Source organism: Selenomonas sp. F0473, from assembly GCF_000315545.1.
Classification (GTDB): Bacteria; Bacillota; Negativicutes; order Selenomonadales; family Selenomonadaceae; genus Centipeda.
Window position 1 is genome coordinate 1,378,444 of the sequence record NZ_JH992902.1, and the last position, 19,944, is coordinate 1,398,387.

19 protein-coding genes are annotated in these 19,944 nt (G+C 60.7%); 13 read left to right on the forward strand and 6 right to left on the reverse strand.

The window, feature by feature from the left end; all coding sequences use genetic code 11:
• Positions 1 to 565: 565 nt before the first annotated feature.
• The 3 genes from HMPREF9161_RS06355 (at position 566) to mnmG (ending at position 5,879) form a co-directional block, all read left to right on the forward strand.
• On the forward strand, positions 566 to 2,260 hold the full coding sequence (locus tag HMPREF9161_RS06355) for a hypothetical protein (RefSeq protein ID WP_009728864.1): 1,695 nt from the start codon (positions 566 to 568) through the stop codon (positions 2,258 to 2,260).
• 171 nt (positions 2,261 to 2,431) lie between these two features.
• Positions 2,432 to 3,817 carry a tRNA uridine-5-carboxymethylaminomethyl(34) synthesis GTPase MnmE gene (mnmE, locus tag HMPREF9161_RS06360; protein ID WP_009728865.1) on the forward strand — a complete coding sequence of 462 codons (1,386 nt, stop codon included), beginning with the start codon at positions 2,432 to 2,434 and terminating at the stop codon, positions 3,815 to 3,817.
• Between the two features lie 181 nt (positions 3,818 to 3,998).
• Complete coding sequence (mnmG, locus tag HMPREF9161_RS06365) at positions 3,999 to 5,879, forward strand: tRNA uridine-5-carboxymethylaminomethyl(34) synthesis enzyme MnmG (protein WP_009728866.1); 1,881 nt, start codon at positions 3,999 to 4,001, stop codon at positions 5,877 to 5,879.
• 281 nt (positions 5,880 to 6,160) lie between these two features.
• Here the strand turns inward: mnmG and HMPREF9161_RS06370 are convergent, their stop codons facing one another.
• From HMPREF9161_RS06370 to HMPREF9161_RS06380, 4 genes are read right to left on the reverse strand one after another with little or no spacing between them, the layout of a single operon-like run.
• Complete coding sequence (locus tag HMPREF9161_RS06370; RefSeq protein WP_009728867.1) at positions 6,161 to 6,460, reverse strand: DUF2442 domain-containing protein; 300 nt, start codon at positions 6,458 to 6,460, stop codon at positions 6,161 to 6,163.
• A 13-nt stretch (positions 6,461 to 6,473) separates the two neighbouring features.
• On the reverse strand, positions 6,474 to 6,740 hold the full coding sequence (locus HMPREF9161_RS06375) for a DUF4160 domain-containing protein (protein WP_009728868.1): 267 nt from the start codon (positions 6,738 to 6,740) through the stop codon (positions 6,474 to 6,476).
• Between the two features lie 52 nt (positions 6,741 to 6,792).
• Entirely contained in the window at positions 6,793 to 6,915 is a 123-nt protein-coding gene (locus HMPREF9161_RS10150) for a hypothetical protein (RefSeq protein WP_009728869.1), read from the reverse strand.
• 24 nt (positions 6,916 to 6,939) lie between these two features.
• Positions 6,940 to 7,536 (reverse strand): flavodoxin family protein, encoded by a 597-nt coding sequence (locus HMPREF9161_RS06380; protein WP_009728870.1) that lies wholly within the window; start codon positions 7,534 to 7,536, stop codon positions 6,940 to 6,942.
• A gap of 235 nt (positions 7,537 to 7,771) precedes the next feature.
• Between HMPREF9161_RS06380 and HMPREF9161_RS06385 the strand changes: the two genes are divergently transcribed.
• The 6 genes from HMPREF9161_RS06385 (at position 7,772) to HMPREF9161_RS06410 (ending at position 13,462) form a co-directional block, all read left to right on the forward strand.
• A complete protein-coding gene (locus HMPREF9161_RS06385; RefSeq protein ID WP_009728871.1) occupies positions 7,772 to 8,764 on the forward strand; it encodes an HlyD family secretion protein in 993 nt (330 codons plus the stop codon).
• Positions 8,754 to 9,668, forward strand: coding sequence for an ABC transporter ATP-binding protein (locus tag HMPREF9161_RS06390; protein ID WP_009728872.1), 915 nt, complete (start codon positions 8,754 to 8,756; stop codon positions 9,666 to 9,668). The genes HMPREF9161_RS06385 and HMPREF9161_RS06390 overlap by 11 nt, the downstream gene beginning before the upstream one ends.
• Positions 9,669 to 9,672: 4 nt before the next feature.
• Complete coding sequence (locus tag HMPREF9161_RS06395) at positions 9,673 to 10,779, forward strand: ABC transporter permease (RefSeq protein ID WP_009728873.1); 1,107 nt, start codon at positions 9,673 to 9,675, stop codon at positions 10,777 to 10,779.
• Positions 10,780 to 10,885: 106 nt separating this feature from the next.
• Positions 10,886 to 11,914, forward strand: a complete 1,029-nt coding sequence (locus HMPREF9161_RS06400; protein ID WP_009728874.1) for a DNA cytosine methyltransferase — start codon at positions 10,886 to 10,888, stop codon at positions 11,912 to 11,914.
• Positions 11,908 to 12,990: an HpaII family restriction endonuclease gene (locus tag HMPREF9161_RS06405; RefSeq protein ID WP_009728875.1), complete on the forward strand. Its 1,083-nt coding sequence runs from the start codon at positions 11,908 to 11,910 to the stop codon at positions 12,988 to 12,990. The genes HMPREF9161_RS06400 and HMPREF9161_RS06405 overlap by 7 nt, the downstream gene beginning before the upstream one ends.
• A gap of 25 nt (positions 12,991 to 13,015) precedes the next feature.
• Complete coding sequence (locus HMPREF9161_RS06410) at positions 13,016 to 13,462, forward strand: very short patch repair endonuclease (protein WP_051010569.1); 447 nt, start codon at positions 13,016 to 13,018, stop codon at positions 13,460 to 13,462.
• A gap of 121 nt (positions 13,463 to 13,583) precedes the next feature.
• On the opposite strand, the gene HMPREF9161_RS06415 is transcribed toward HMPREF9161_RS06410, so the two are convergent.
• Complete coding sequence (locus HMPREF9161_RS06415; protein WP_084786822.1) at positions 13,584 to 14,624, reverse strand: low specificity L-threonine aldolase; 1,041 nt, start codon at positions 14,622 to 14,624, stop codon at positions 13,584 to 13,586.
• A gap of 148 nt (positions 14,625 to 14,772) precedes the next feature.
• On the opposite strand from HMPREF9161_RS06415, the gene HMPREF9161_RS06420 reads away from it, so the two are divergent.
• Positions 14,773 to 15,207 carry a hypothetical protein gene (locus HMPREF9161_RS06420; protein ID WP_009728877.1) on the forward strand — a complete coding sequence of 145 codons (435 nt, stop codon included), beginning with the start codon at positions 14,773 to 14,775 and terminating at the stop codon, positions 15,205 to 15,207.
• 220 nt (positions 15,208 to 15,427) lie between these two features.
• Entirely contained in the window at positions 15,428 to 15,826 is a 399-nt protein-coding gene (locus HMPREF9161_RS06425; RefSeq protein WP_009728878.1) for a hypothetical protein, read from the forward strand.
• Between the two features lie 64 nt (positions 15,827 to 15,890).
• Here HMPREF9161_RS06425 and amrB read toward each other — a convergent pair whose 3' ends face one another.
• The gene (amrB, locus tag HMPREF9161_RS06430; protein ID WP_009728879.1) at positions 15,891 to 17,273 is read right to left on the reverse strand and encodes an AmmeMemoRadiSam system protein B; all 1,383 of its coding nucleotides are present in this window, start codon (positions 17,271 to 17,273) and stop codon (positions 15,891 to 15,893) included.
• A gap of 206 nt (positions 17,274 to 17,479) precedes the next feature.
• Here amrB and HMPREF9161_RS06435 point away from each other — a divergent pair, with 206 nt between their 5' ends.
• Together HMPREF9161_RS06435 and HMPREF9161_RS06440 are read left to right on the forward strand one after the other, a co-directional pair.
• Complete coding sequence (locus tag HMPREF9161_RS06435) at positions 17,480 to 18,823, forward strand: sodium:alanine symporter family protein (protein WP_009728880.1); 1,344 nt, start codon at positions 17,480 to 17,482, stop codon at positions 18,821 to 18,823.
• Between the two features lie 231 nt (positions 18,824 to 19,054).
• Positions 19,055 to 19,507, forward strand: coding sequence for a hypothetical protein (locus tag HMPREF9161_RS06440; RefSeq protein ID WP_009728881.1), 453 nt, complete (start codon positions 19,055 to 19,057; stop codon positions 19,505 to 19,507).
• Positions 19,508 to 19,944 lie beyond the last annotated feature (437 nt).

The following is a 19,944-nucleotide window of genomic DNA, read 5'->3' on the forward strand; positions in this document are numbered from 1 at the left end:
GCTCGTTTTTTATTCTCAATATGGACGAAGTGACCGTATATGTATTATACTAACTCAATAGGAAATATCGTCGGCTTTTATTGTTGAAGAATGATGCTGCAATATGTATATTTTGCGGCAGATATGGGATGTATGGCAGTATGAAATACGGTGACGGATGGTTGCATTTCACAAAAAATGCGTGGGATGACGGAGCGACGGTGTGGGGAGAATATCCATTGTGTACGTTGTGATAGGCCGCGATCGAACATGTACGGAGCTTGGGATGGGGCGGGCGCAATATCGTTTGGCGCGGTATGCCGCGTATCGGAGAAATCGCTCTGATAGAGCGCGATGTGACTATAGATTAGTGAGTCATCCGCAGCAGAGTTGCACGGGCGGAGAAGTTGGACAAGAATAATATGGCTCAACACAGCCGGCTGATGGAGGTGTTTCGCCGCGTGGGCATCGTCCGTGATCCTGCTGTACAGTACGTTAGCGGTTTGAGAAGATACGGTGAACGACATTGTACGGTGCGGCAAATATCTAAATCTATGTCGCGTGGTGATGAGAGGATGCAGTGTAAATGGTCACACGTGACGAGGTTCTAGCGAAGGCAAGTCGGTTTTACACCGCAAAGGATTATGCTGCGGCAGCGGAAACGGCGTGCATATGGCTCGCGCATGAATCGAATGACGCAGAGGTGCGCTATGTGCTTGCGGCCGCGCGTACGCGCTTGGGGGCATACGATGAGGCGAGAGCGGAGATTGTGCGGATTCGTGAGATTGAGCCTGCGCACGCGGGTGCAGCGATGCAGGAAATCTATATTGACCGCGCAGAGGGAAAGATACGGACGGAGATTTTCCACCTGCGCGCAATGATTTCCGCACTCACGGAGCGCATCGAACGCGATCCGGAGAGCCGCGCGTATCATACGATTTTCCTTGCCGAAGCGTACAGCCTCCTCGGATCGGCGCTCACACTGACGGGCGAGACGGACGCCGCCGTGCGCGCGTTCGTTCGGTCGGGCGATTTGGAGACGACGCGGGAGAAGAAGGCGGTCGAGTACAGCAACGCGCTCTTTGCCGTGAACTACCTGCCGGAGGCGGCGCGCGGCGCCTATGAGGGACTGCCGCAGCGCTATGCGGCGCTCTATGCGGATATGCGCCCGCTCCGTACGCCGGGCGATATGTACGGTCACGAGAAAATCCGCGTCGGCTACGTCTCCCCCGATCTTCGCCGGCATCCCGTCGTCTCGTTCCTATATCCGCTGCTACACGCGTTCGACGCGGAGGAGTTCGAGGTCTATTGCTATGCGAACAACGCGGAGGACGCGGTCTCGCGCGCGCTGCGGCGGGAGCGGATCGTATGGAGGAATATCTGGGGGGTGCCCGCCGCCGATGCGGCGGCCTGCATTTGTGGCGACGAGATCGATATCCTCGTCGATCTTTCGGGACATACGAAGGACAACTGCCTTCCTGTGCTCGCGCACCGTCCCGCTCCTGTACAGATGACAGGGATCGGATATTTTAATACAACGGGGCTGCCCGCCGTCCGGTACATGCTCTCGGACGTCTATCTTGACCCGCCCGGGACGGAGGCGGACTGCACGGAGGAGGTTGTGCGGCTGCCGCACAGCCATTTTTGCTATGTGCCGCTCTCGCGGATGCCGGATCCTGCGCCGCCGCCGTCGGATCGCGTCGGTTATGTGACGTTCGGCTGCTTTAATAATTTCAGTAAGGTAACGGACGAGGTGCTCTGCGTATGGCGCGCACTCCTCGACGCGGTGCCCGATGCGCGGCTCCTCGTGAAGAGCAAGCTGTTTGCCGGGGCGCAGGGGCGCGGCGCGGCGGAGGAGCGGTTCGTGCGCGCGGGGATCGATCCGGTGCGCGTGACGATGCGCGCGTTCAGTAAGGACTACCTTGCGGAATACGCGGAGATGGACGTTGCGCTCGACACGTTTCCCTATACGGGCGGACTGACGACCTGCGAGGCGCTTTATATGGGCGTGCCCGTCGTGACGCTCCGCGGGCGAAGCCACGGCGCGCGGTTCGGGGAGAGTCTGCTCGCGAATATCGGGATAGAGGAGCTCGCGGCGCCGACGTCCGACGCGTATGTGAGGATCGCCGCGGGGCTGGCTGCCGATGTCGATACGCGTCGCGCGCTGCGCGAGAACCTGCGCCCGATGATGCAGGCGTCGCCGCTGATGGATATCCGCGGGTATACGCGGGACGTGGAGGCGGCCTATCGTGCGCTTATGACGCGGAATGATAGGGCGTAGCGTCGCCATCGTGGAAAACGGCGCGCTGCCGGAGGCGTTTGGTTATCAACCGCGGGTGCTGCTTGCGGTTTCGGGAAGAGGGCGCTATAATGGACGCACATGAAGGCGAGATGTGCAGGCCATCGGTGCAGGCGCGGGTGGCTTTTTTGACGAAACGGCGAAGGGGATAGGATGCGAGGAGAGCGCGACACGATCAGTCAGATCGCAACGCCGCCGGGGGCGGGCGGCATCGGTATCGTCCGCGTGAGCGGGGCGGATGCGCTCGATATTGCCCGCGCAGTCTTCCGCCCGGCGCGTGGGGGGCGGCTCGAAGAGATGGCGCCCTATACGGCGCGCTATGGTCATATCGTCGCAGGGGACGGCGCGGTGATCGACGAGTGCGTCCTGCTCTGTATGCGCGCGCCGCATTCCTATACGGGCGAGGATACGGCGGAGCTGCAGTGCCACGGCGGCACGGCTGTTCTGCGCGAGGTGCTCCTGCGGACATGGGAGGCGGGGGCGCGTCCCGCCGAGGCGGGCGAATTCACAAAGCGCGCCTTTCTGAACGGGCGGCTCGATCTCGCGCGTGCGGAGGGCGTGATGGAGCTGATCGCTGCAAAGAGTGCGCGGGCGGCGCGTGCCGCGCGGGAACGAGCGGCGGGCGCGCTCTCATCGCAAATCAAGGGGATCCGGGCGCGCCTGCTCGGAGCAGTCGCGCATATCGAGGCGGGGATCGACTTCCCCGAGGACGATATTCCGGAGGCGCGGACGGCGGCGCTCGCGGCGGATATCGCCGCGGCGTCCGAGGATGTCGCGCGGCTCCTCGCGGGTGCGGAGGCGGGGCGCATCCTGCGCGAGGGGCTCAAGACTGTGATCGTCGGGCGGCCGAACGTCGGCAAGTCGAGTCTCCTCAACGCCCTGCTCGGCATGGAGCGCGCCATCGTGACGGATGTGCCGGGGACGACACGCGATGTGATCGAGGAGCAGATACTTGTCGACGGGATTCCCCTGCGCCTGCTCGATACGGCGGGGCTGCGCGCGGCGGAGGATGCCGTCGAGCGGATCGGGGTTGCACGGACGGAGGAGCAGATCGCCGATGCGGAGCTGATCCTCGCCGTCTTTGACGGCACGGCGCCGCTGACAGCGGAGGACTGTGCGCTGATGGAGCGTCTGCGGGATGCGGCGGCGGATATCATCGTCCTCTGCAACAAGGAGGATCGTACGCCCGTCCTCGCCGCGGCAGACTTTGCAGCGCTCAATGCACCGGTGCTCTTTATCTCGGCGCGGGCGGGGACGGGGCTGGACGCGCTGCGCCGTGCGATTACGGATATCGCCCTGCGCATGGAGGGAGACCTCGGCGACGGCGCGCTCCCGAACAAGGAGCGCGAGACGGAGGCGCTCGGGCGCGCGGCGGCGCATCTTCGGGCGGCGGAGGAGACGCTGGCGGCGGACATGGGCACGGATTTTGTGTCCATCGATCTGCGCGCCGCCTATGAGATCCTCGGCGAGATCCTCGGCGAAACCGTAGACGCCGACCTCATCGACAGGATCTTCAGCGAGTTCTGCATCGGGAAGTAGGGATGCTTGTAATGAAGACCATACTCCCCTTATATATGTAAGGACGCCCTTTTTCGTGTTGCCGGAAAATTTAGTGAGCCGCAGGGATGCGCGCGGCGTTCCGTGCAGCGGCAGGAAATATGCCTAAGCGCCATAGTAAAGCCTGATTTGAAATAATAAGAAACATAACATGAAAGGAACTATGAATAAAGCGACAGACTATGACATCATCGTCGTCGGCGCGGGCCACGCGGGCGTCGAGGCGTCGCTCGCGGCGGCGCGGCTCGGGCGGAAGACGCTCTGCGTGACGCTCTCGCTTGACAACATCGCCATGATGCCCTGCAACCCGTCCGTCGGCGGCCCCGGCAAGAGTCACCTCGTGCGCGAGATCGACGCGCTCGGCGGCGAGATGGGCATCGCGGCGGACCGGGCGTCCATTCAGCGGCGCCTGCTCAACACGGGCAAGGGACCCGCCGTCCACGCGCTCCGCATGCAGGCGGATAAATTCCTCTATCAGCGCATCATGAAGGAGACGCTCGAAAATACGCCGCACCTCGACGTGCGTCAGCTTCTCGTAACCGCGCTCCTCTCGGAGGAAACGGCGGCCGGCAGGCGCGTCACGGGCATCCGCTGCGAGACGGGCGAACAGATCACCGCGCGCGTCGTGATTCTCGCCACGGGGACGTATCTGCGCGGGCGCATCATCCTCGGCGAGACCATCTACGACGGCGGGCCGAACGGACAGCGCCCCGCGATGGCGCTTTCGGATTCCCTGCGGGAGCTGGGGCTGAAAATCATGCGGTTCAAGACCGGCACGCCCGCGCGGGTCGATGCGCGCACGGTGGACTTTGCCCGCACGCAGGTGCAGGAGGGCGAGGAGAACGCGCCGCCCTTTTCCTTTATGACCGGAGAGATGCCGCGCGCGCAGATGCGCTGCTGGCTCACCTATACCAACGCCGCGACGCACGACGTCATCCGCGCGAATCTCCACCGCGCGCCGATGGCAAACGGCGTGATCGAGGGCATCGGGCCGCGCTACTGCCCGTCCGTTGAGACGAAGATCGCGCGGTTCCCCGATAAGGAGCGGCACCAGCTCTTCCTCGAACCGGAGGGACTGCATACGAACGAGGTGTATGTGCAGGGGATGTCGACGAGCCTGCCGACCGATGTGCAGGAGGCGTTCCTCACGACGATCGCGGGGCTCGAGCATGCGCGCATCATGCGCCCCGGCTACGCCATCGAGTACGATTGCTTTGACCCGCTGGGTCTTGAGCCCTCGCTTGCCGTAAAGGATGTTGCGGGGCTTTACAGCTGCGGGCAGGCGAACGGCACGAGCGGCTACGAGGAGGCGGCGGCGCAGGGCCTCGTCGCAGGCATCAATGCCGCGCGGGAGATTGCGGGGGAGGAACCGCTCATCCTCGGGCGCAGCGACGGCTACATCGGCGTCCTCATCGACGACCTCGTGACGAAGGGGACGGAGGAGCCCTACCGCATGATGACGAGCCGCGCCGAGTACCGCCTCATCCTGCGGCAGGACAACGCCGACCTGCGCCTGACGCCCGTCGGACGTGAGATCGGGCTTGTGAGCGACGCGCGCTGGGCGAAGTTTACCGCGAAACGCGACGCCATCGAGGCGGCGCTCCGTCTGCTCGAAATGACCAAACTCACGCCCGATGCGGCGACGGAGGCGCGGCTCGCGGCGGCGGGGCTGCTGCCTCTGCGCACGCCGATGAATCTCGCCGACCTGTTGCGGCGCGAGGGCAGCTATGACGCGCTCGCGCGCATCTTTGATCTCCCCGCGCTCGCGGACGATGTGAAGGAGGAGGTCGAGATCACCGTGCGCTACGACGGCTACATCCGCAAACAGCGGGAGCAGATCGCGCGCATGGAGCGGCTCGAAGCGCGCCGTATCCCGGAGGGGATCGACTACGCGGCGATCGCGAGCCTGCGTCTCGAGGCGCAGGAAAAACTCGCCGCCGTCCGTCCGCGCTCCATCGGACAGGCGTCCCGCATCAGCGGTGTTTCCCCCGCCGATATTTCGGTATTGCTGGTCTATCTTGAGAAAGCCCGAAGGGAGGCGTGACAGCCGATCTTGGCGCACGGCGGTGTCATATCGTTGAATGCTTCGCTAGGAGTAGCCTTTAACTACGCCGTCGCTTGGATTTTTCTAGTTCCTTGCGATGCATCGAAACTTCCGCGTCACTTGGGTTGCGGTAGGAGCAGGGGCGAAATTGACTTTTTGCATGTAAATGCTATAATGATTGCAGAAAGATACGGTTGGCAAGTTGTCACCAAACGACAAATCCCCTAGAGAGTGTTGGGGCACTCCTAGGGGCTTTTTGTATGCAATTCACGCGCTAGAGATTATGCAGGACTCGCTTCCTGCACTGGCGCACCCCCGTCGTACAGCGTCTCGGGTGCGATGTCGATCGTGCCGCCCATCCATGTTACGACGCCATAGTCAATATAGACGGAGTGAAACGTCTCCGGCGTCCTCAGCGGGGCGAAGATGGGCAGCTTAAAAAGCGGCTTACAGTCGAAAATCTTCGTTTCGCCGGTACTGAACCGCACCCACAGGCGAAAGTCGTCGAGCGGACGCACGCCACTGACGCGTAGCGCAGGCTTCTGTTCTCCCGCATAGGCAATGCCGTCGATGATATACATAGCTCTGCCTCCCTTATCTGAGCGGATCGATTTTGTCGAATGCCAGACCGCGTACCGCATTGTTCCATGCGGCATATAATTCATCCTCGTGAATGGCGAGCCAGGCTTCAATGAGCCGCAGCTGTTTGACAGGGATGCTGCCGGCAAGGAGTTCGCCATCAATTCCGATGGATGCCTCATATTCATTAAAGTAAACGTGCACATGCGGTTTATGGTGCTGACTGTTATCTTTGAAAATCATCTTTACAACGATGCCAAAAAAGCGGCTTAACTCGGGCATATACTCATCTCCTTTATAATGAGTATAGCATGTTTATGATTACCTGCGCAATTCACCTTTTCAACTGCGCATCGACAAACTGCCGAATCTCCGCGTCCATTGCTGCGGATTCGGGCAGCTCGGGCAGGAGGATCGTCCGGTTGTGCGACATATGCGGGTAGATGGTAAACTGCACGGGGCCGCCTGCGGCATCCGCTTATCAATTACCGTGCAGCACGGCTTGCAGCGCCGTCAGATCGTCCGGATCGGGCGCCGCGCCCATATATTCCATATCATACCGTGTGGCGATGCGCGACATGATATACGGCAGCTGTTCGATCGTCGTCTCCGAGGGGCCGATGCCCTGCATGAGGAAATAGAGCTTCTTCCCCGCGAGCGCCTTGACGGGCTTGTCCAGTTCGTAGAGGCGGTCGATGAAGGTCTTGAGTGCGCCGCTCATCGTGTGCCAGTAGACGGGCGTGCCGATGACGATGGTGTCCGCCTGCTCCATCGCGGCGAGCACGGCGGCGAGCTGATCGTCGTCATAGTGCTGGCCAAGCTGATAGATTTTGTAGTCGTTCAAAAAGAGCGTGTCGTGCGGGATGCCCGCAAGGAACGATTCGCCCATCTTGTATGTGTTGCCGTCGGGACGGTGGCTCGTGTTGACAAAGAGGATTTTTGTCTTGAGCGCGAGGGGCGCCGCCTGCGTACTTGCCGTCGGCTGCTGTGTCGGCGCGGCGGCCTGCTGCGCGGCGTTGCAGCCCGCGGCGCTGAGCAGGAACAGCGTCAGCAGGCACAGCGTGAGGATCTTTTTCATGATGCACACTCCTTTCGGGAGGGGGGGGAACAACCGCTGTACTCATTGTACGGCGCGTGCCCCGTGCTGTCAATCGTGAAGCGCGGTTCGGCGCGCATGCGTGCGCGGCTGCCGATGCATTTAATAGAAAAATATTGATTTTTCTATAGAATCCCATGGTATAATGTTTTTAAATAATTCGGCAATATTGTACCAAATAACGGCGCATATTTGCTGTCTCGGAAAGGATGACCGCATGAAATTCAAACACGTACGCGTCGTTCTTGTTCTCATCGCGGTGACCGCGCTCTCCGTGATCGCGTACCGCTCCTACAGCACGCAGACGACGCGGGCGCAGCTCCTCACGGGTACGGTTGAGGCGATGCGCATCGACATCAGCGCGAAGGAGAGCGGATACATTGAGGAGCTGCTGCTCACGGAGGGCATGGCGGTGCGCTCAGGGGACGTTGCCGCGCGCATTCGGCGCCCCGACCTTGCGGCGGCACGCCTGCGGGATGAGGCCGCGCTTGCCCACGCGGAGGCGAATCTCGACCGCGCCGTGCACGGCAGCCGGGCAGAAGACATCGCCGCAGCCGCGGCGCGCACGCGGGCGGCCCGCGCCGCGGCGGACAAGGCGGCGGCGGACTATGAGCGCGGGGCGCAGCTCCTTGCTGTGGGCGCGATCGCGCCGCAGGCATTCGATGCGCTGCGCGCGGCGAAGGAGACCGCCAAGGCAAATCTGGTCGCGGCGGAGCAGCAGGAGGCGCTGCTCATCCGCGGCAGCCGTCCCGAGGATATCCGCATGGCCGAGGAGGATGTGAAGCGCCAACAGGCGATCCTCGCGATCGACGACGCTGCCGTCGGCGATCTCACGGTCAGCGTCCCCGCGGACGGCGTCGTCCTGACGAAGAACTACGAGCCGGGTGAGTACGTCCGCGCGGGCGCGGCGATCGCGACCATCATCGACCCGCGGGACGTCTGGGTGAAGGTCTATGTGACGACCGACGTCCTCGGCGATCTGCGCATCGGCGACGCGGCGCTCGTCTACATCGACGGCCGCACGGCGCCGCTCGACGGGACGATCACGGAGATCAGCGACGCGGCCGAGTACACGCTGCGCCAGAGCATCACGAAGGACGAGCGCGCGCACCTCGTCTTTGCCGTCAAGGTCGCGGTCCAGAACGAGGACGGCGCGCTGAAGCCGGGCATGCCCGCCGATGTGGACCTGGAGTGGCACCATGCAAAATGAAACGTCCGCCGTCCCCGTCATCGAGACGCATGACCTCACGCGCGTATTCGGCAGCTATACGGCCGTCGACGGGCTGAACCTCACCGTGCGGCGCGCTTCGATCTTCGGCTTCATCGGCGCGAACGGCTCGGGCAAATCCACCGCGATCCGCATGATCTGCGGCCTGCTCCCGCCGACGCGCGGCACCGCGCTCGTCCTCGGCTGCGACACCGCCGCGCACCCCGAACGGGTCAAGCAGTCGATCGGCTATATGTCGCAACGCTTTAGCCTATACGAGAACCTTACGGTGTGGGAGAATATGATGTTCTACGGCGGGCTCTACGGCCTCGCAAAAGAGGAGCGCCGCCGCCGCTGCGCAGACGTGCTCGCGCAGATGCAGCTCGTCGAAAAGCGGGACGTCCTCGCAGGCGGTCTCTCGGGCGGACAGAAGCAGCGCCTCGCGCTCGGCTGCGCGATCCTGCACCGTCCGGCGCTCCTCGTCCTCGACGAGCCGACGTCCGCCGTCGATCCGACGTCCCGGCGGCTCTTTTGGAACCTGCTCTCGGAGATGGCGGGCGGCGGGGGCACGACCATCTTCGTCACGACGCATTTCATGGACGAGGCGGAGCACTGCGATGAGATCGCCTTTTTGCAGGCGGGGCGCAAGATTGCCGCGGGTTCGCCTGCCGCGCTGAAGGCCGAGCTGCCCGCGCGCCTGTTTGTCCTGCCCTATGAGAGTGCGGAGGCGGCGGAGGCGGCGCTGCGCGCGGCGTATGCGCCGTTTGACGAGGTCTATGTGTTCGGGCGGCAGGTGCGCGCGCTCATCCCGCGGGACGCAGAGCTGCCGCCGGAGGTCCGGGCGCAGCCCGCAGCGCTCTCGATGGAGGACGTCTTCATCTATTACGACAGACAGCAGAGGGGGTGAGGAGATGACGCGCATTGCGGCGCTCCTGCGCAAGGAGCTCATTCAGATGCGGCGCGACCCCATGACGATCGGGGTGACCTTTCTCCTGCCGCTCGTCTATCTCATCGTCTTCGGGACGGCGATCAGCACGGATGTGAAGCATCAGTCGACCGTCGTGTTCGACCAGTCGCGGAGCGAGGAGAGCCGCAGTTTCCTCGCGGCCATGACGGCGAGCGGGTATTTTGACCTGCGTTATATCGTCTACAGCTATGAGGAGCTCGATGCGCGGATCGAGAGCGGGGACGCGCGCATCGGCATCGTCTTCCCGCCCGATCTCACCGCGGAGGCGAACCGGGGGCGGACGGTGCCGATCCAGGCGATCGTGGATGCCTCCGACTCCATCGGCTCGACCGCCGCGATCGCTGCGCTCACGGGGCTCGGCATACATGTCCGGCCTGCTGCCGCACGCGGCGCGCCGGCGGCCGCGCCCGCCTACGACGTGCGCATCCGCGCGTGGTACAACCCGGATGCCGTCACCGCCTACTACATGCTGCCCGCGCTCATGGGCATCATCCTCAGCCTCACGATGGTGCTCATGACCTCGATGGCAATCGTGCGCGAGCGTGAGACAGGCACGCTGGAGCAGCTCCTTGTCACGCCGCTGCATGTATGGGAACTGCTCATTGGCAAGATACTGCCGTACATCGCCCTCGGCTATATCCAGGCGACCGTCTCGATCATCGTCGCGCTCGCCGTGTTCGGCGTGCCGCTGCGCGGGAGCATTCCGCTCCTCTACGCGCTCACGACCCTGTTCCTCCTCGCCTCGCTCACGATGGGCCTCATGATCTCCTCGCTCGCGCGCAATCAGCTGCAGGCCGGGCTCCTCAGTCTCGCGACACTCCTGCCCGCCGTCCTCCTCTCGGGATTCATGTTTCCGCGCGATGCGATGCCGACCGTTTTTCAATACATCAGTCTCGCCATCCCCATGACCCACTACATCGAGATCCAGCGCATGATCTTCCTCAAGGGCGGCGGCATCGCCGCGCTCTGGCACCAGACCCTCTTCCTCGCGGGCTTTACCCTCCTTTTCTTCGGCGTCGCCCTACGGGGGTTCAAGCGCTCCGTTGAGTGAGGGGATATAGGCTTCTCCTTAACTTCGTTGCTCGAAAATATGTTTTGTGGTAGAATAAATACGTCCCGCGACTGGGCATTATAAAACGAACGATTGAAGGTGCGGTATGTATAAGGCGATCGATCTTTTTGCCGGAATCGGCGGAATACGATTGGGTTTTGATCAGGCCTTTGAAAAAGATATCGATACGGTATTTGTCAGCGAATGGGATGAAAAGGCGCAAATCACCTACCGAGAAAATTTTCACGATCCGTTTCCGATACGCGGCGATTTAACGAAAATACGAGAAGCAGATATCCCCGCGCACGATATTTTATTGGCGGGGTTTCCGTGTCAGGCGTTTTCGCTCGCGGGGAAAAGGCGGGGGTTCGAAGATACGCGAGGGACGCTTTTTTTCGATGTCGAACGCATTGCGCGCTTTCATCGTCCGCGCGTTATTTTTTGCGAAAACGTAAAGAATCTCGTGAACCACGATCGCGGGCGTACGTTTCGCGTCATTCGGAGTATTTTTGAAAAACTCGGCTATCGTATTTTTTACAAAGTTCTTAACAGCAAGGACTTCGGGGTTCCGCAACATCGCGAGCGTATCTATATCGTCGCGTTCCGAGACGACGCGGATGCGATCGATTTTTCATTTCCGGAAGCCGCGGGCACGCCCGCTTGTATCGAGGATATTATGGAATCGCGGGAAGTTTCTCCGAAATATTACTTATCGGATCAATATCTGCAGTCGTTGATTCGACATAAAAAACGTCACGAAGCGAAGGGACACGGATTCGGTTTCGAGATCAGGGCGCTTGACGATGTGGCGGGCGCGCTCGTTTGCGGCGGCATGGGGCGCGAGAGGAATCTCATCGTCGATACGCGCCTTACCGATTTTAAACCCGTCACACATATTAAGGGACATATCAACCGCGATTTTATACGCAAAATGACGCCGCGAGAATGGGCGCGCCTGCAGGGCTTTCCCGATAGTTACCGCCTGTCGGTCGCCGACACCCATCTCTATCGGCAGTTCGGGAATTCCGTCACCGTCCCCGTGATTCGGGCGATTGCGGAGATGATTTATGAAAACCTCCGGAAATCGGAATCGGCGCGTCCGGAGATTTGTAAAAAGGATACGATCGCATGTTGACCGGAAATAAAGGCGAATGGTCTGAGCTTTACGTGTTTCTAAAACTTCTCTCGGAAGGGAAACTATACGCCGCCGACGAAGCATTTAATAAGTCGGATTTGTTTTTCCCCGTCCTGAGCGTGCTGCGGAAAGAGACGGAAGAGAAGCGGGCGGAGTATAAAACGGGAGAGTTTGTAAAAATCTATATCAACGATGAAAATGTCGGCGAGATAGACGCGCGAGATATCGAGCGCGAGGCGCGATATTTATTGGACGAGCTACGCGGCGCGACGCGCGGAAGCAGTCTGGCGTTCGAGCGGACGGAAGCGTTTGCGCGAAGAATGTTCGTATTTCGATTGGCGGAGCCGCCGGCGAATAAATCCGATATCGTCGTTCACCTGCTGGACGTTCATACGGGATATCGTCCGATCGTCGGGTTTAGTATCAAATCGGAATTAGGAGACAGCCCGACGCTGTTAAACGCCGGGAAAACGACGAATTTTATTTATAGAGTTTCGGACGCGGCGATCTTGTCGCTCGCGGAGGAACAATCAAATTACGGCCGCGCGGGCGAAAAGCGACGCGCGGAGCTCCGCGAAAAAATAGCGAATCTCATACGAGAGGGACGCGTGTTTTCTTACTTCGGCATGGAGAAAAAAGTTTTTCGCGATAACCTTTTACTGATTGACAGCAATATGGATCGCATAATTGCCGAGACGCTCCTCTATTATTATCGGGACGGGATATCGTTGTGTTCCGATATGGTCAAGCGTCTGGAGCTAGAGGATCCCTTATCCTTCGGGAATATCCATGCCTATGCTTATAAGTTCAAAAAACTACTTTCCGCCGTAGCGCTCGGCATGAGGCCCGCGACCGTTTGGAACGGGGAGGACGAGGCGACGGGCGGTTATATCGTCGTGACCCGAGAGGGCGAAGTCGTCGCGTACCATCTGTACAATCGCAATTATTTTGAGAATTACCTGCTCGCGCATACGCGATACGAAACCGCCTCCACCGGGCGGCATGGATTCGGCGATTTATATGAAGAAGACGGGGATTCTTACATGAAGTTGAATTTGCAGATTCGGTTCGTTTAACATAGAGCATGCGACGGTTACCGGTATGGATATATTTAGCGCGAAAAAACGCTCCGCGATTATGCGGAATATTAAATCCAAGAAAAATAAATCGACGGAATTACGATTGATCGAGATATTTCGTCGCTACGGCATTAAAGGATGGAGGCGGAACTACTCCGTTAAGGGGCGTCCGGATTTCGTCTTTTTATCGTTTAAGATCGCCGTTTTTGTGGACGGCTGTTTTTGGCACGGGCACGATTGCAGGAACACCCGGCCGGCAGATCATCGAGATTATTGGGAAAAGAAGCGCGAGGCTAATCGACGGCGCGACGCGGAAGTCACGGCGCTGTTTGAAAATCGAGGATGGCAAGTGATTCGCATTTGGGAGTGCGAGTTAAAAAAGAAAAATGAAGATCGCTTGAAAGAAAAAATAGCGGGTCTTTTACCGACGAGCTTAAATTCAAACGTTCCGGCGGACGAGAATATGTGATTAAATATACAAGATAGAGCCGGCGCACTTATTCGGCGCGCCGGCTCTGCCTTTGTATCCGGGTAAAATTTGGAGAGGCGTGCGAGCGTATGCGCAGTCGTGTTTCCGCATGTTTTGGTATCTACAGCGCCGCGATCAGCCGGTCGACGTCCTCCGCGCGCGTCGCCCAGCTCGTCGCGATGCGCATGACGGTCGTCTCGTCCGAGATTTTTTCCCAAAAATCAATCTGCACATGCTGTTCGAGCCGCTCCCGCTCTGCTGGGCTCAGCGCGAGGAAGATCTGATTCGTCGGGGTCTCCCACGCGAATCGATAGCCGCGCTCCCGGAGCGCCGCACGGATGCGGTCGGCGGCGGCAATAGCGTGTGCGCCGCAGCGCTCGTAGAGACCGTCCGTAAAGAGCATGTCGAACTGGATGCCGAGCAGACGCCCCTTCGCCAGCAGCGCGCCGCATTGCTTCACGATGGAGAAGAAATGCGGCACCGTGCCCGGTTGAGGGAAGACGACCGCTTCGCCGATGAGCGCCCCGCATTTCGTCCCGCCGATGTAGAACACATCCGTGAGGCGCACGATGTCTGCGAGCGTTACTTCGTTTGCACGGCAGCCGAGCGCGTAGGCAAGGCGCGCGCCGTCGAGGAAGAGCGGCACGCCGTGCGCGCGGCAGACATCGCTGACGGCGGTGAGCTCCGCGCGCGTGTAGAGCGTCCCGTACTCCGTCGGATGCGTGACATAGACCATGCCCGGCATCACCATGTGGCCGCGGTTCTCGTCGTCCGCATAGGCGCTAAGACACGCCGCGACCGCGTCCGCCGTCAGCTTCCCATCGACGGCGGGCAGCGCGAGCACCTTGTGACCGCCGCGCTCGATCGCGCCCGCCTCGTGCAGCGCGATGTGTCCCGTCTCCGCTGCGACGACGCCCTGATACGGGCGCAGCATCGCGGAGATCACCGTCATATTCGTCTGCGTCCCGCCCGTGAGGAAGTGGATCTCGGCACTCGGCGCAGCGCACGCCGCGCGGATCTTTTCGCGCGCTCTCTCTGAGAATGCGTCCAGTCCGTAGCCCGCCGCCTGCACCATGTTTGTCTCCGCGAGGCGCTGCAATATCGCGGGATGTGCGCCCTCCATATAGTCCGACGTGAAGCCGGGACGGCTCGTTTCGCTCATCATCATCACTCCGTTCCTTTCGCTCATTATACGGCGGCGGCGGAGAAAATACAAACCCTGCGCGCTTCGCTTAAATCCTGCGCGAAACGTTCGATACTATGGATAAGGACAGCGATACTCTGCAGGACGCACGAAGGGAGGGAATCAGATGGAATTTGAAAAGCTTTACGCCGGGCGCGGGGTGTCTGCGGCGGCGGCGGTGACGGCACAGACGCCCGCGCGGCGCGTATTGCGCGGTGAGGACGCCGCCGATACGTTCGCGCACATTCTGCAGAACCTGCGCGCGGCGAAGCCTGCGAACAGCCGGGCGCGAGACGATAACGCGGAGGGCGACACCGTCGTGACGCGCGTGCTTGCCGACGGCTCCGTCATCGTGCAGGTGTTCCGTGACAACAAATTGATTTCAGAGAGTATGACGCGCGGATCGGATCCCGCGGCCGGCAAGGAGATCATGAGCACACAGGTCGAGAAGAAGGTGCTGCAGGATCCCGACGATCCCGGGCAGAATCCCCTGCGCGCGTCGCGCGCGGCACAGGGGGCCGTCGGCACGGCGGCGGCCGCCATGATGAGCACGATGCTCTAGACGCGGCCCGACGCAAAAGCTCTCTCACCTTACGGCCGGGCGGGAGGGCTTTTTTAGTTCTATTTGGGCGTATAAGACCTATATTGTGAGAACGTTACATACAGTTCGAAAAATTTTTAAATAGTATCATAACGTTTCTCCAAGCGAAACTTAACATATATCCTTGATACTATTTACAAGATGCATAGAATTTACCGAAACCGCGAAAGGAGGGACCATGATGGCACTTGAAAAAATTTCCGGCAGCCGCGCTGTGACGGCGGTGAGACCGGTGCAGCGCTCGGCACAGAAAGAGGCTTCCGACGCGTTCGAGGACATCTTGGAGGATCTCCGTCGGTCAGATGCCGCGGACGATCGTGACGATTCCGCCGCGGAAGGGGACGCCGTCTTCACGCGTCTCCTATCGGACGGCTCCGTCCTCGTGCAGGTCTACCGCGGCAGCCGACTCATTTCGGAGACCCGCATGCGCGGCGCAAACGCCGCGGTACAGCAGCAGCTCATGCGCAGCATCGCGGGCCCCCCGCGTTCGGGAACCTCCCTCGGACGCGCGCCTCTGCTCGCCTCGCGTGCCGCACAGGGCGCGGGCGGCGTGGCCGCACTGGTCAATCAGGCGGTGTAACGGCACCAAAAGACCTCTCATTCCGCGGATGGAAGAGAGGTCTTTTTCATTGCGCGGCCTTAATTCAGCAATGCCGCTCGGTGGTAAAGCGCCAGATGCGGACGGGAACGTCCGCGGGGATGCCCGCGCAGCGGCGCGCGGTTTTGATCTGATCCTCGACGGTCGCGATGCCCGCTTGATTGGGCAGGACGAGGCCGCGGCGCGCGCGGTACTCGACGATGATGCCATAGCGCTTTACGTCAAGGTCCGCCGCGCTCCCCGCGAGCTCCGGTTCTGCGAGTACGTCGACGGTATAGACGAAGGCGGGCAGCTCCTCCTCCCGCACGGGCGGGAAGCTCGGATCGCGCAGGGCGGCGTCCGCGGCGCTTTTAACGATCTCGGCAGCGACGGACGCTTCCGTCGGCTCGAATGCACCCGCGCGACCACGCAATGCGCCGTCCGCTTCGATCGTGACATAGACGCCTGCACGCGCCGTCATCTCAGGCGACAGATCCTGCGGCAGCGGGGGGAGCGTTCCCTCCGTGACGACCTGCTCGACCGTACTGCGCGCGAGCCGTACCGCATCGTCCTCGGCGGATCTGCGTTCGGCGAGGGCATGCCGCTCCATGAGCTCGTAGCGTTCGGCGAACGCGCGGCGCGGATCCTCGCGCGTCACCCTGAGCGAGACGACGCCGTAGCCGATGCCCGTCGTCCCTTGATAGGAGAGTTTTTTAATCTTCAGCGCGCGGGCGTCGAGCGCGCCCGCCATCATCCACAGGGCGCGCAGGCCGCATTCGCCCGCGGCCTTTGCGAGGGCGGGATCAATGCGCAGGAGTTTCAGAAAGTCCCCTTCCTCGAGGTATTTCATACACGCCTTGTCAAAGCGCGCTCCCTCGGGCGCAAAGCCCTGCGGCGCGTCGGGGGAGAGGCGGTGCGAGAGGTTGGCGCTCGCGATGAAGACGGTCTTGCGGCCAAGCGCCTCGGCGGTCTGCGCGATGCACATGCCGAATCGGTAGTGGGCGAGCGGCGAGAGACCCGAGAGCCCGACGCGCACGAGGCGGAAATCCGTGCGGTGCGCCTGCAAAAAATGTAGCGGCACCGTCACGCCGTGGTCAAGCGCGGCGTTGCGCCCGCCGACGGGCCCTGCCTCCAGCCCCGCGGCGCCTGCCGCCTTTTCGAGCGCCTTGGCGAACGGCTCGTCATAGACGGCGTCCACCTTGATATCGGACGCGCCGAAGGCTGCGAAGTCGCCCATGGCCGCGTCGCCCGGCGCGATGTGGAAGTAGTCCGCGTACGACACCGTGTGCGGGCTCGCGATGATAACGGTGTCGGGCTGCGCGGCGGCCGCCTCCTTCATCGCGCGCTCATAGGCGTTCGCCGTGAGCATGAGCTTTTGTTCGGCGCCTCCGCCGATCTCCGGCAGGATGGACGGCGGATGGGGCACGACATAGGCGGCAATGATGGACATGGGAATCCTCCTCTCGGCACTCTGCGTTCCTTACTATCTATTCGCTGCGGGACGCAAAAGCCCTGCCGACATAGGACAATGTATGCCGTTTATGTGCCGGATCGGAGATGATGACGCACGCATGATCCATGTATACATGGACATTTTCCTATATTTTTGATATGATACGCGCATATTTTCATATTCTTTTGACGGAGGTATGCGCCGTGGAATCATTCATTCCCGCTCTCAAAGCCATCGACTCCTTTCTCTGGGGCGTGCCGCTCATCACGCTGCTCGTCGGGACGGGCATCCTGCTGACCGTGCGGCTCTCGCTGATCCAGGTCACGCGTCTGCCGCGCGCGCTCGGCCTGCTCCTGCGCGCGAAGAGCAGGGGGCTCGGCGATGTCTCGAGTTTTAAGGCGCTCTGCGTCGCGCTCGCAGCGACGATCGGCACGGGCAACATCGTCGGAGTCGCGACGGCGGTCCAGGTCGGCGGGCCGGGCGCGGTCTTTTGGATGTGGACGGCGGCGTTCTTCGGCATGGCGACAAAATACGCCGAGGGGCTCCTTGCCGTGAAGTACCGCACGACGGATGCGCGCGGCGAGATCGCCGGCGGCCCCATGTACTACATCCGGCGCGGCATGGGGGAACGCTGGCGCCCGCTTGCAGGGTTCTTTGCCGTGGCGACGGTGCTCGTCGCGTTCTTCGGCATCGGCACGTTCCCGCAGGTAAACGCGATCGTGGATGCGGTGGAGCTGTCCTTCGGCGTGCCGCGGCTCTATACGGACGCCGCGCTGACGCTACTCATCGCGGCGATCACGATCGGCGGTCTCAAGAGCATCGCGGCGGTGGCGGCGCGCATCATTCCCTTTATGGCGGCGCTCTATGTCGTGATCTGCGCGGGGATCATCCTTGCGCATCTCGGCGATATCCCCGCGGCGGTCGCGCTCATCGTTGACAGCGCGTTCACGGGTACGGCGGCAGCGGGCGGCTTTGCAGGCGCGACCGTCATGATGGCAATGCAAAACGGCATCGCGCGCGGCGTCTTCTCGAACGAGTCGGGGCTCGGCTCCGCGCCGATTGCGGCGGCGGCGGCAAAGACCGAAGAACCCGCCGAGCAGGGGCTCGTCTCCATGACGGGCACATTTATCGACACGATCATTATATGTTCTATGACGGGACTGGTTCTTGTCCTGACGGGCGCATGGCAGGGAACTGCGGCGGGCGCCGCCATGACGGGCGCGGCGTTCTCCGGATTCTACGGGGAGATCGGCGGGGCGCTGTTGACCGTATCGCTCGCGCTCTTTGCATTTACCACCATCCTCGGCTGGAACTACTACGGCGAGCGTGCCGTCGTCTATCTCGCGGGGCGCGGCGGCATCCTGCCGTACCGCGCCCTGTTCATCGTCCTCATCGCGCTCGGCGCGTTCCTCAAACTCGAGGCGATCTGGATCCTCGCCGACATCGTGAACGGCCTCATGGCGATCCCGAACCTCATCGCCCTGCTCGCCCTCTCGGGCGTCGTCGTCCGCGAGACGCGGAAGTATATGGAGAAGCCGGGGGGGTGAGACTGCGGCGGAGTGCCGCCGACATGTGGGCCGTCATTCATATCGTAATAGGGACTGAGACGCTTGCACGTTCAAATGCAAATGTTACGGTCCCTTTTGTTTCTGTTTCTCAATTGACAGCGCTGCTCAAGGGAGGAATATATTCTAGAGGCGGTGGAATCGTATCATAATAGAGCATAAAGCGCATTATATCGCTCTATAACGGGCCAACGCATCTAAAAGGAGATCCATATGAGCGAGCCGGAAGTGTATTGCATGCGCGCGATGATTGCGGCAGTTGTCATTCTCTCGGGGCGTGCGTTTATTCATGTCCTGTATTGGCATCATAAGGGCGAAGCGAGTACGCCGCTGCTCTTTGTGATGTCGAGTTTCTTTTGCGCGGTGATGATGGGGGTGATCCCCTATCTTGCGGACCTATATTCCGGCATGGTTCTTTCATTCGTACATACAGATTTAGGGTGGAAGGTCTTTGTCTTCTATGTGTGGATGATGAACCTCATCCCGTGCTATGGGGTTCGCGTCTATACGCGCTATTGGCGGCGTGTTTTGCTTGAGGGGCTGCCGCGCGTTGACCTCAAGTACTTTGCGTTCCTATGGCGGCTGGAAATTCTCACATGGGGGGTTCCTCTCTCTCTGTTCGTCCTGCTTTATCTGTTGTGGCTGATCTGCACCAATCAATTTTAGCGGGTGTCATTCGCATCTCGTTAGAAGTAGGCTGATATGAGCGTTCACATAAAAAACTGATGATTGTCGCGTCGTTGTAGTCGTATGCTGCGCTCAAGGGTATAAGCAGGATCTTTTAGAACGAGGAGGGCGGTCCTATAAATATTTATTCGATTATCCTGTACTTTTTTACCATTACTATTGTCTCGATCGGTATGGCAATCCGGGCAAGGGAACAGTATAAAAAGGGGCGGCTCAGTAAACAAGGGGTACACGTATTGATAGGATATTCTTTTACGACGGCGATGTTTGTGAACTTAACGATCACAGCGTTTTTCCTTTTACCGAGATATTTTATCAACACGGATTCGGGGAGCGGGTGGTTTGCGTTTTATGCGGGGCTGACTCTTTTCGGGACTTGGTATCCGGCGCACCGGTATCGCCGCTATTTGAAACGA

Coding starts and splice junctions, on each gene's coding strand:
- HMPREF9161_RS06355 (WP_009728864.1), top strand. CDS start 566: ATGGTCACACGTGACGAGGTTCTAGCGAAGGCAAGTCGGTTTTACACC.
- mnmE (WP_009728865.1), top strand. CDS start 2,432: ATGCGAGGAGAGCGCGACACGATCAGTCAGATCGCAACGCCGCCGGGG.
- mnmG (WP_009728866.1), top strand. CDS start 3,999: ATGAATAAAGCGACAGACTATGACATCATCGTCGTCGGCGCGGGCCAC.
- HMPREF9161_RS06370 (WP_009728867.1), bottom strand. CDS start 6,460: ATGTATATCATCGACGGCATTGCCTATGCGGGAGAACAGAAGCCTGCG.
- HMPREF9161_RS06375 (WP_009728868.1), bottom strand. CDS start 6,740: ATGCCCGAGTTAAGCCGCTTTTTTGGCATCGTTGTAAAGATGATTTTC.
- HMPREF9161_RS06380 (WP_009728870.1), bottom strand. CDS start 7,536: ATGAAAAAGATCCTCACGCTGTGCCTGCTGACGCTGTTCCTGCTCAGC.
- HMPREF9161_RS06385 (WP_009728871.1), top strand. CDS start 7,772: ATGAAATTCAAACACGTACGCGTCGTTCTTGTTCTCATCGCGGTGACC.
- HMPREF9161_RS06390 (WP_009728872.1), top strand. CDS start 8,754: ATGCAAAATGAAACGTCCGCCGTCCCCGTCATCGAGACGCATGACCTC.
- HMPREF9161_RS06395 (WP_009728873.1), top strand. CDS start 9,673: ATGACGCGCATTGCGGCGCTCCTGCGCAAGGAGCTCATTCAGATGCGG.
- HMPREF9161_RS06400 (WP_009728874.1), top strand. CDS start 10,886: ATGTATAAGGCGATCGATCTTTTTGCCGGAATCGGCGGAATACGATTG.
- HMPREF9161_RS06405 (WP_009728875.1), top strand. CDS start 11,908: ATGTTGACCGGAAATAAAGGCGAATGGTCTGAGCTTTACGTGTTTCTA.
- HMPREF9161_RS06410 (WP_051010569.1), top strand. CDS start 13,016: ATGGATATATTTAGCGCGAAAAAACGCTCCGCGATTATGCGGAATATT.
- HMPREF9161_RS06415 (WP_084786822.1), bottom strand. CDS start 14,624: ATGAGCGAAACGAGCCGTCCCGGCTTCACGTCGGACTATATGGAGGGC.
- HMPREF9161_RS06420 (WP_009728877.1), top strand. CDS start 14,773: ATGGAATTTGAAAAGCTTTACGCCGGGCGCGGGGTGTCTGCGGCGGCG.
- HMPREF9161_RS06425 (WP_009728878.1), top strand. CDS start 15,428: ATGGCACTTGAAAAAATTTCCGGCAGCCGCGCTGTGACGGCGGTGAGA.
- amrB (WP_009728879.1), bottom strand. CDS start 17,273: ATGTCCATCATTGCCGCCTATGTCGTGCCCCATCCGCCGTCCATCCTG.
- HMPREF9161_RS06440 (WP_009728881.1), top strand. CDS start 19,055: ATGAGCGAGCCGGAAGTGTATTGCATGCGCGCGATGATTGCGGCAGTT.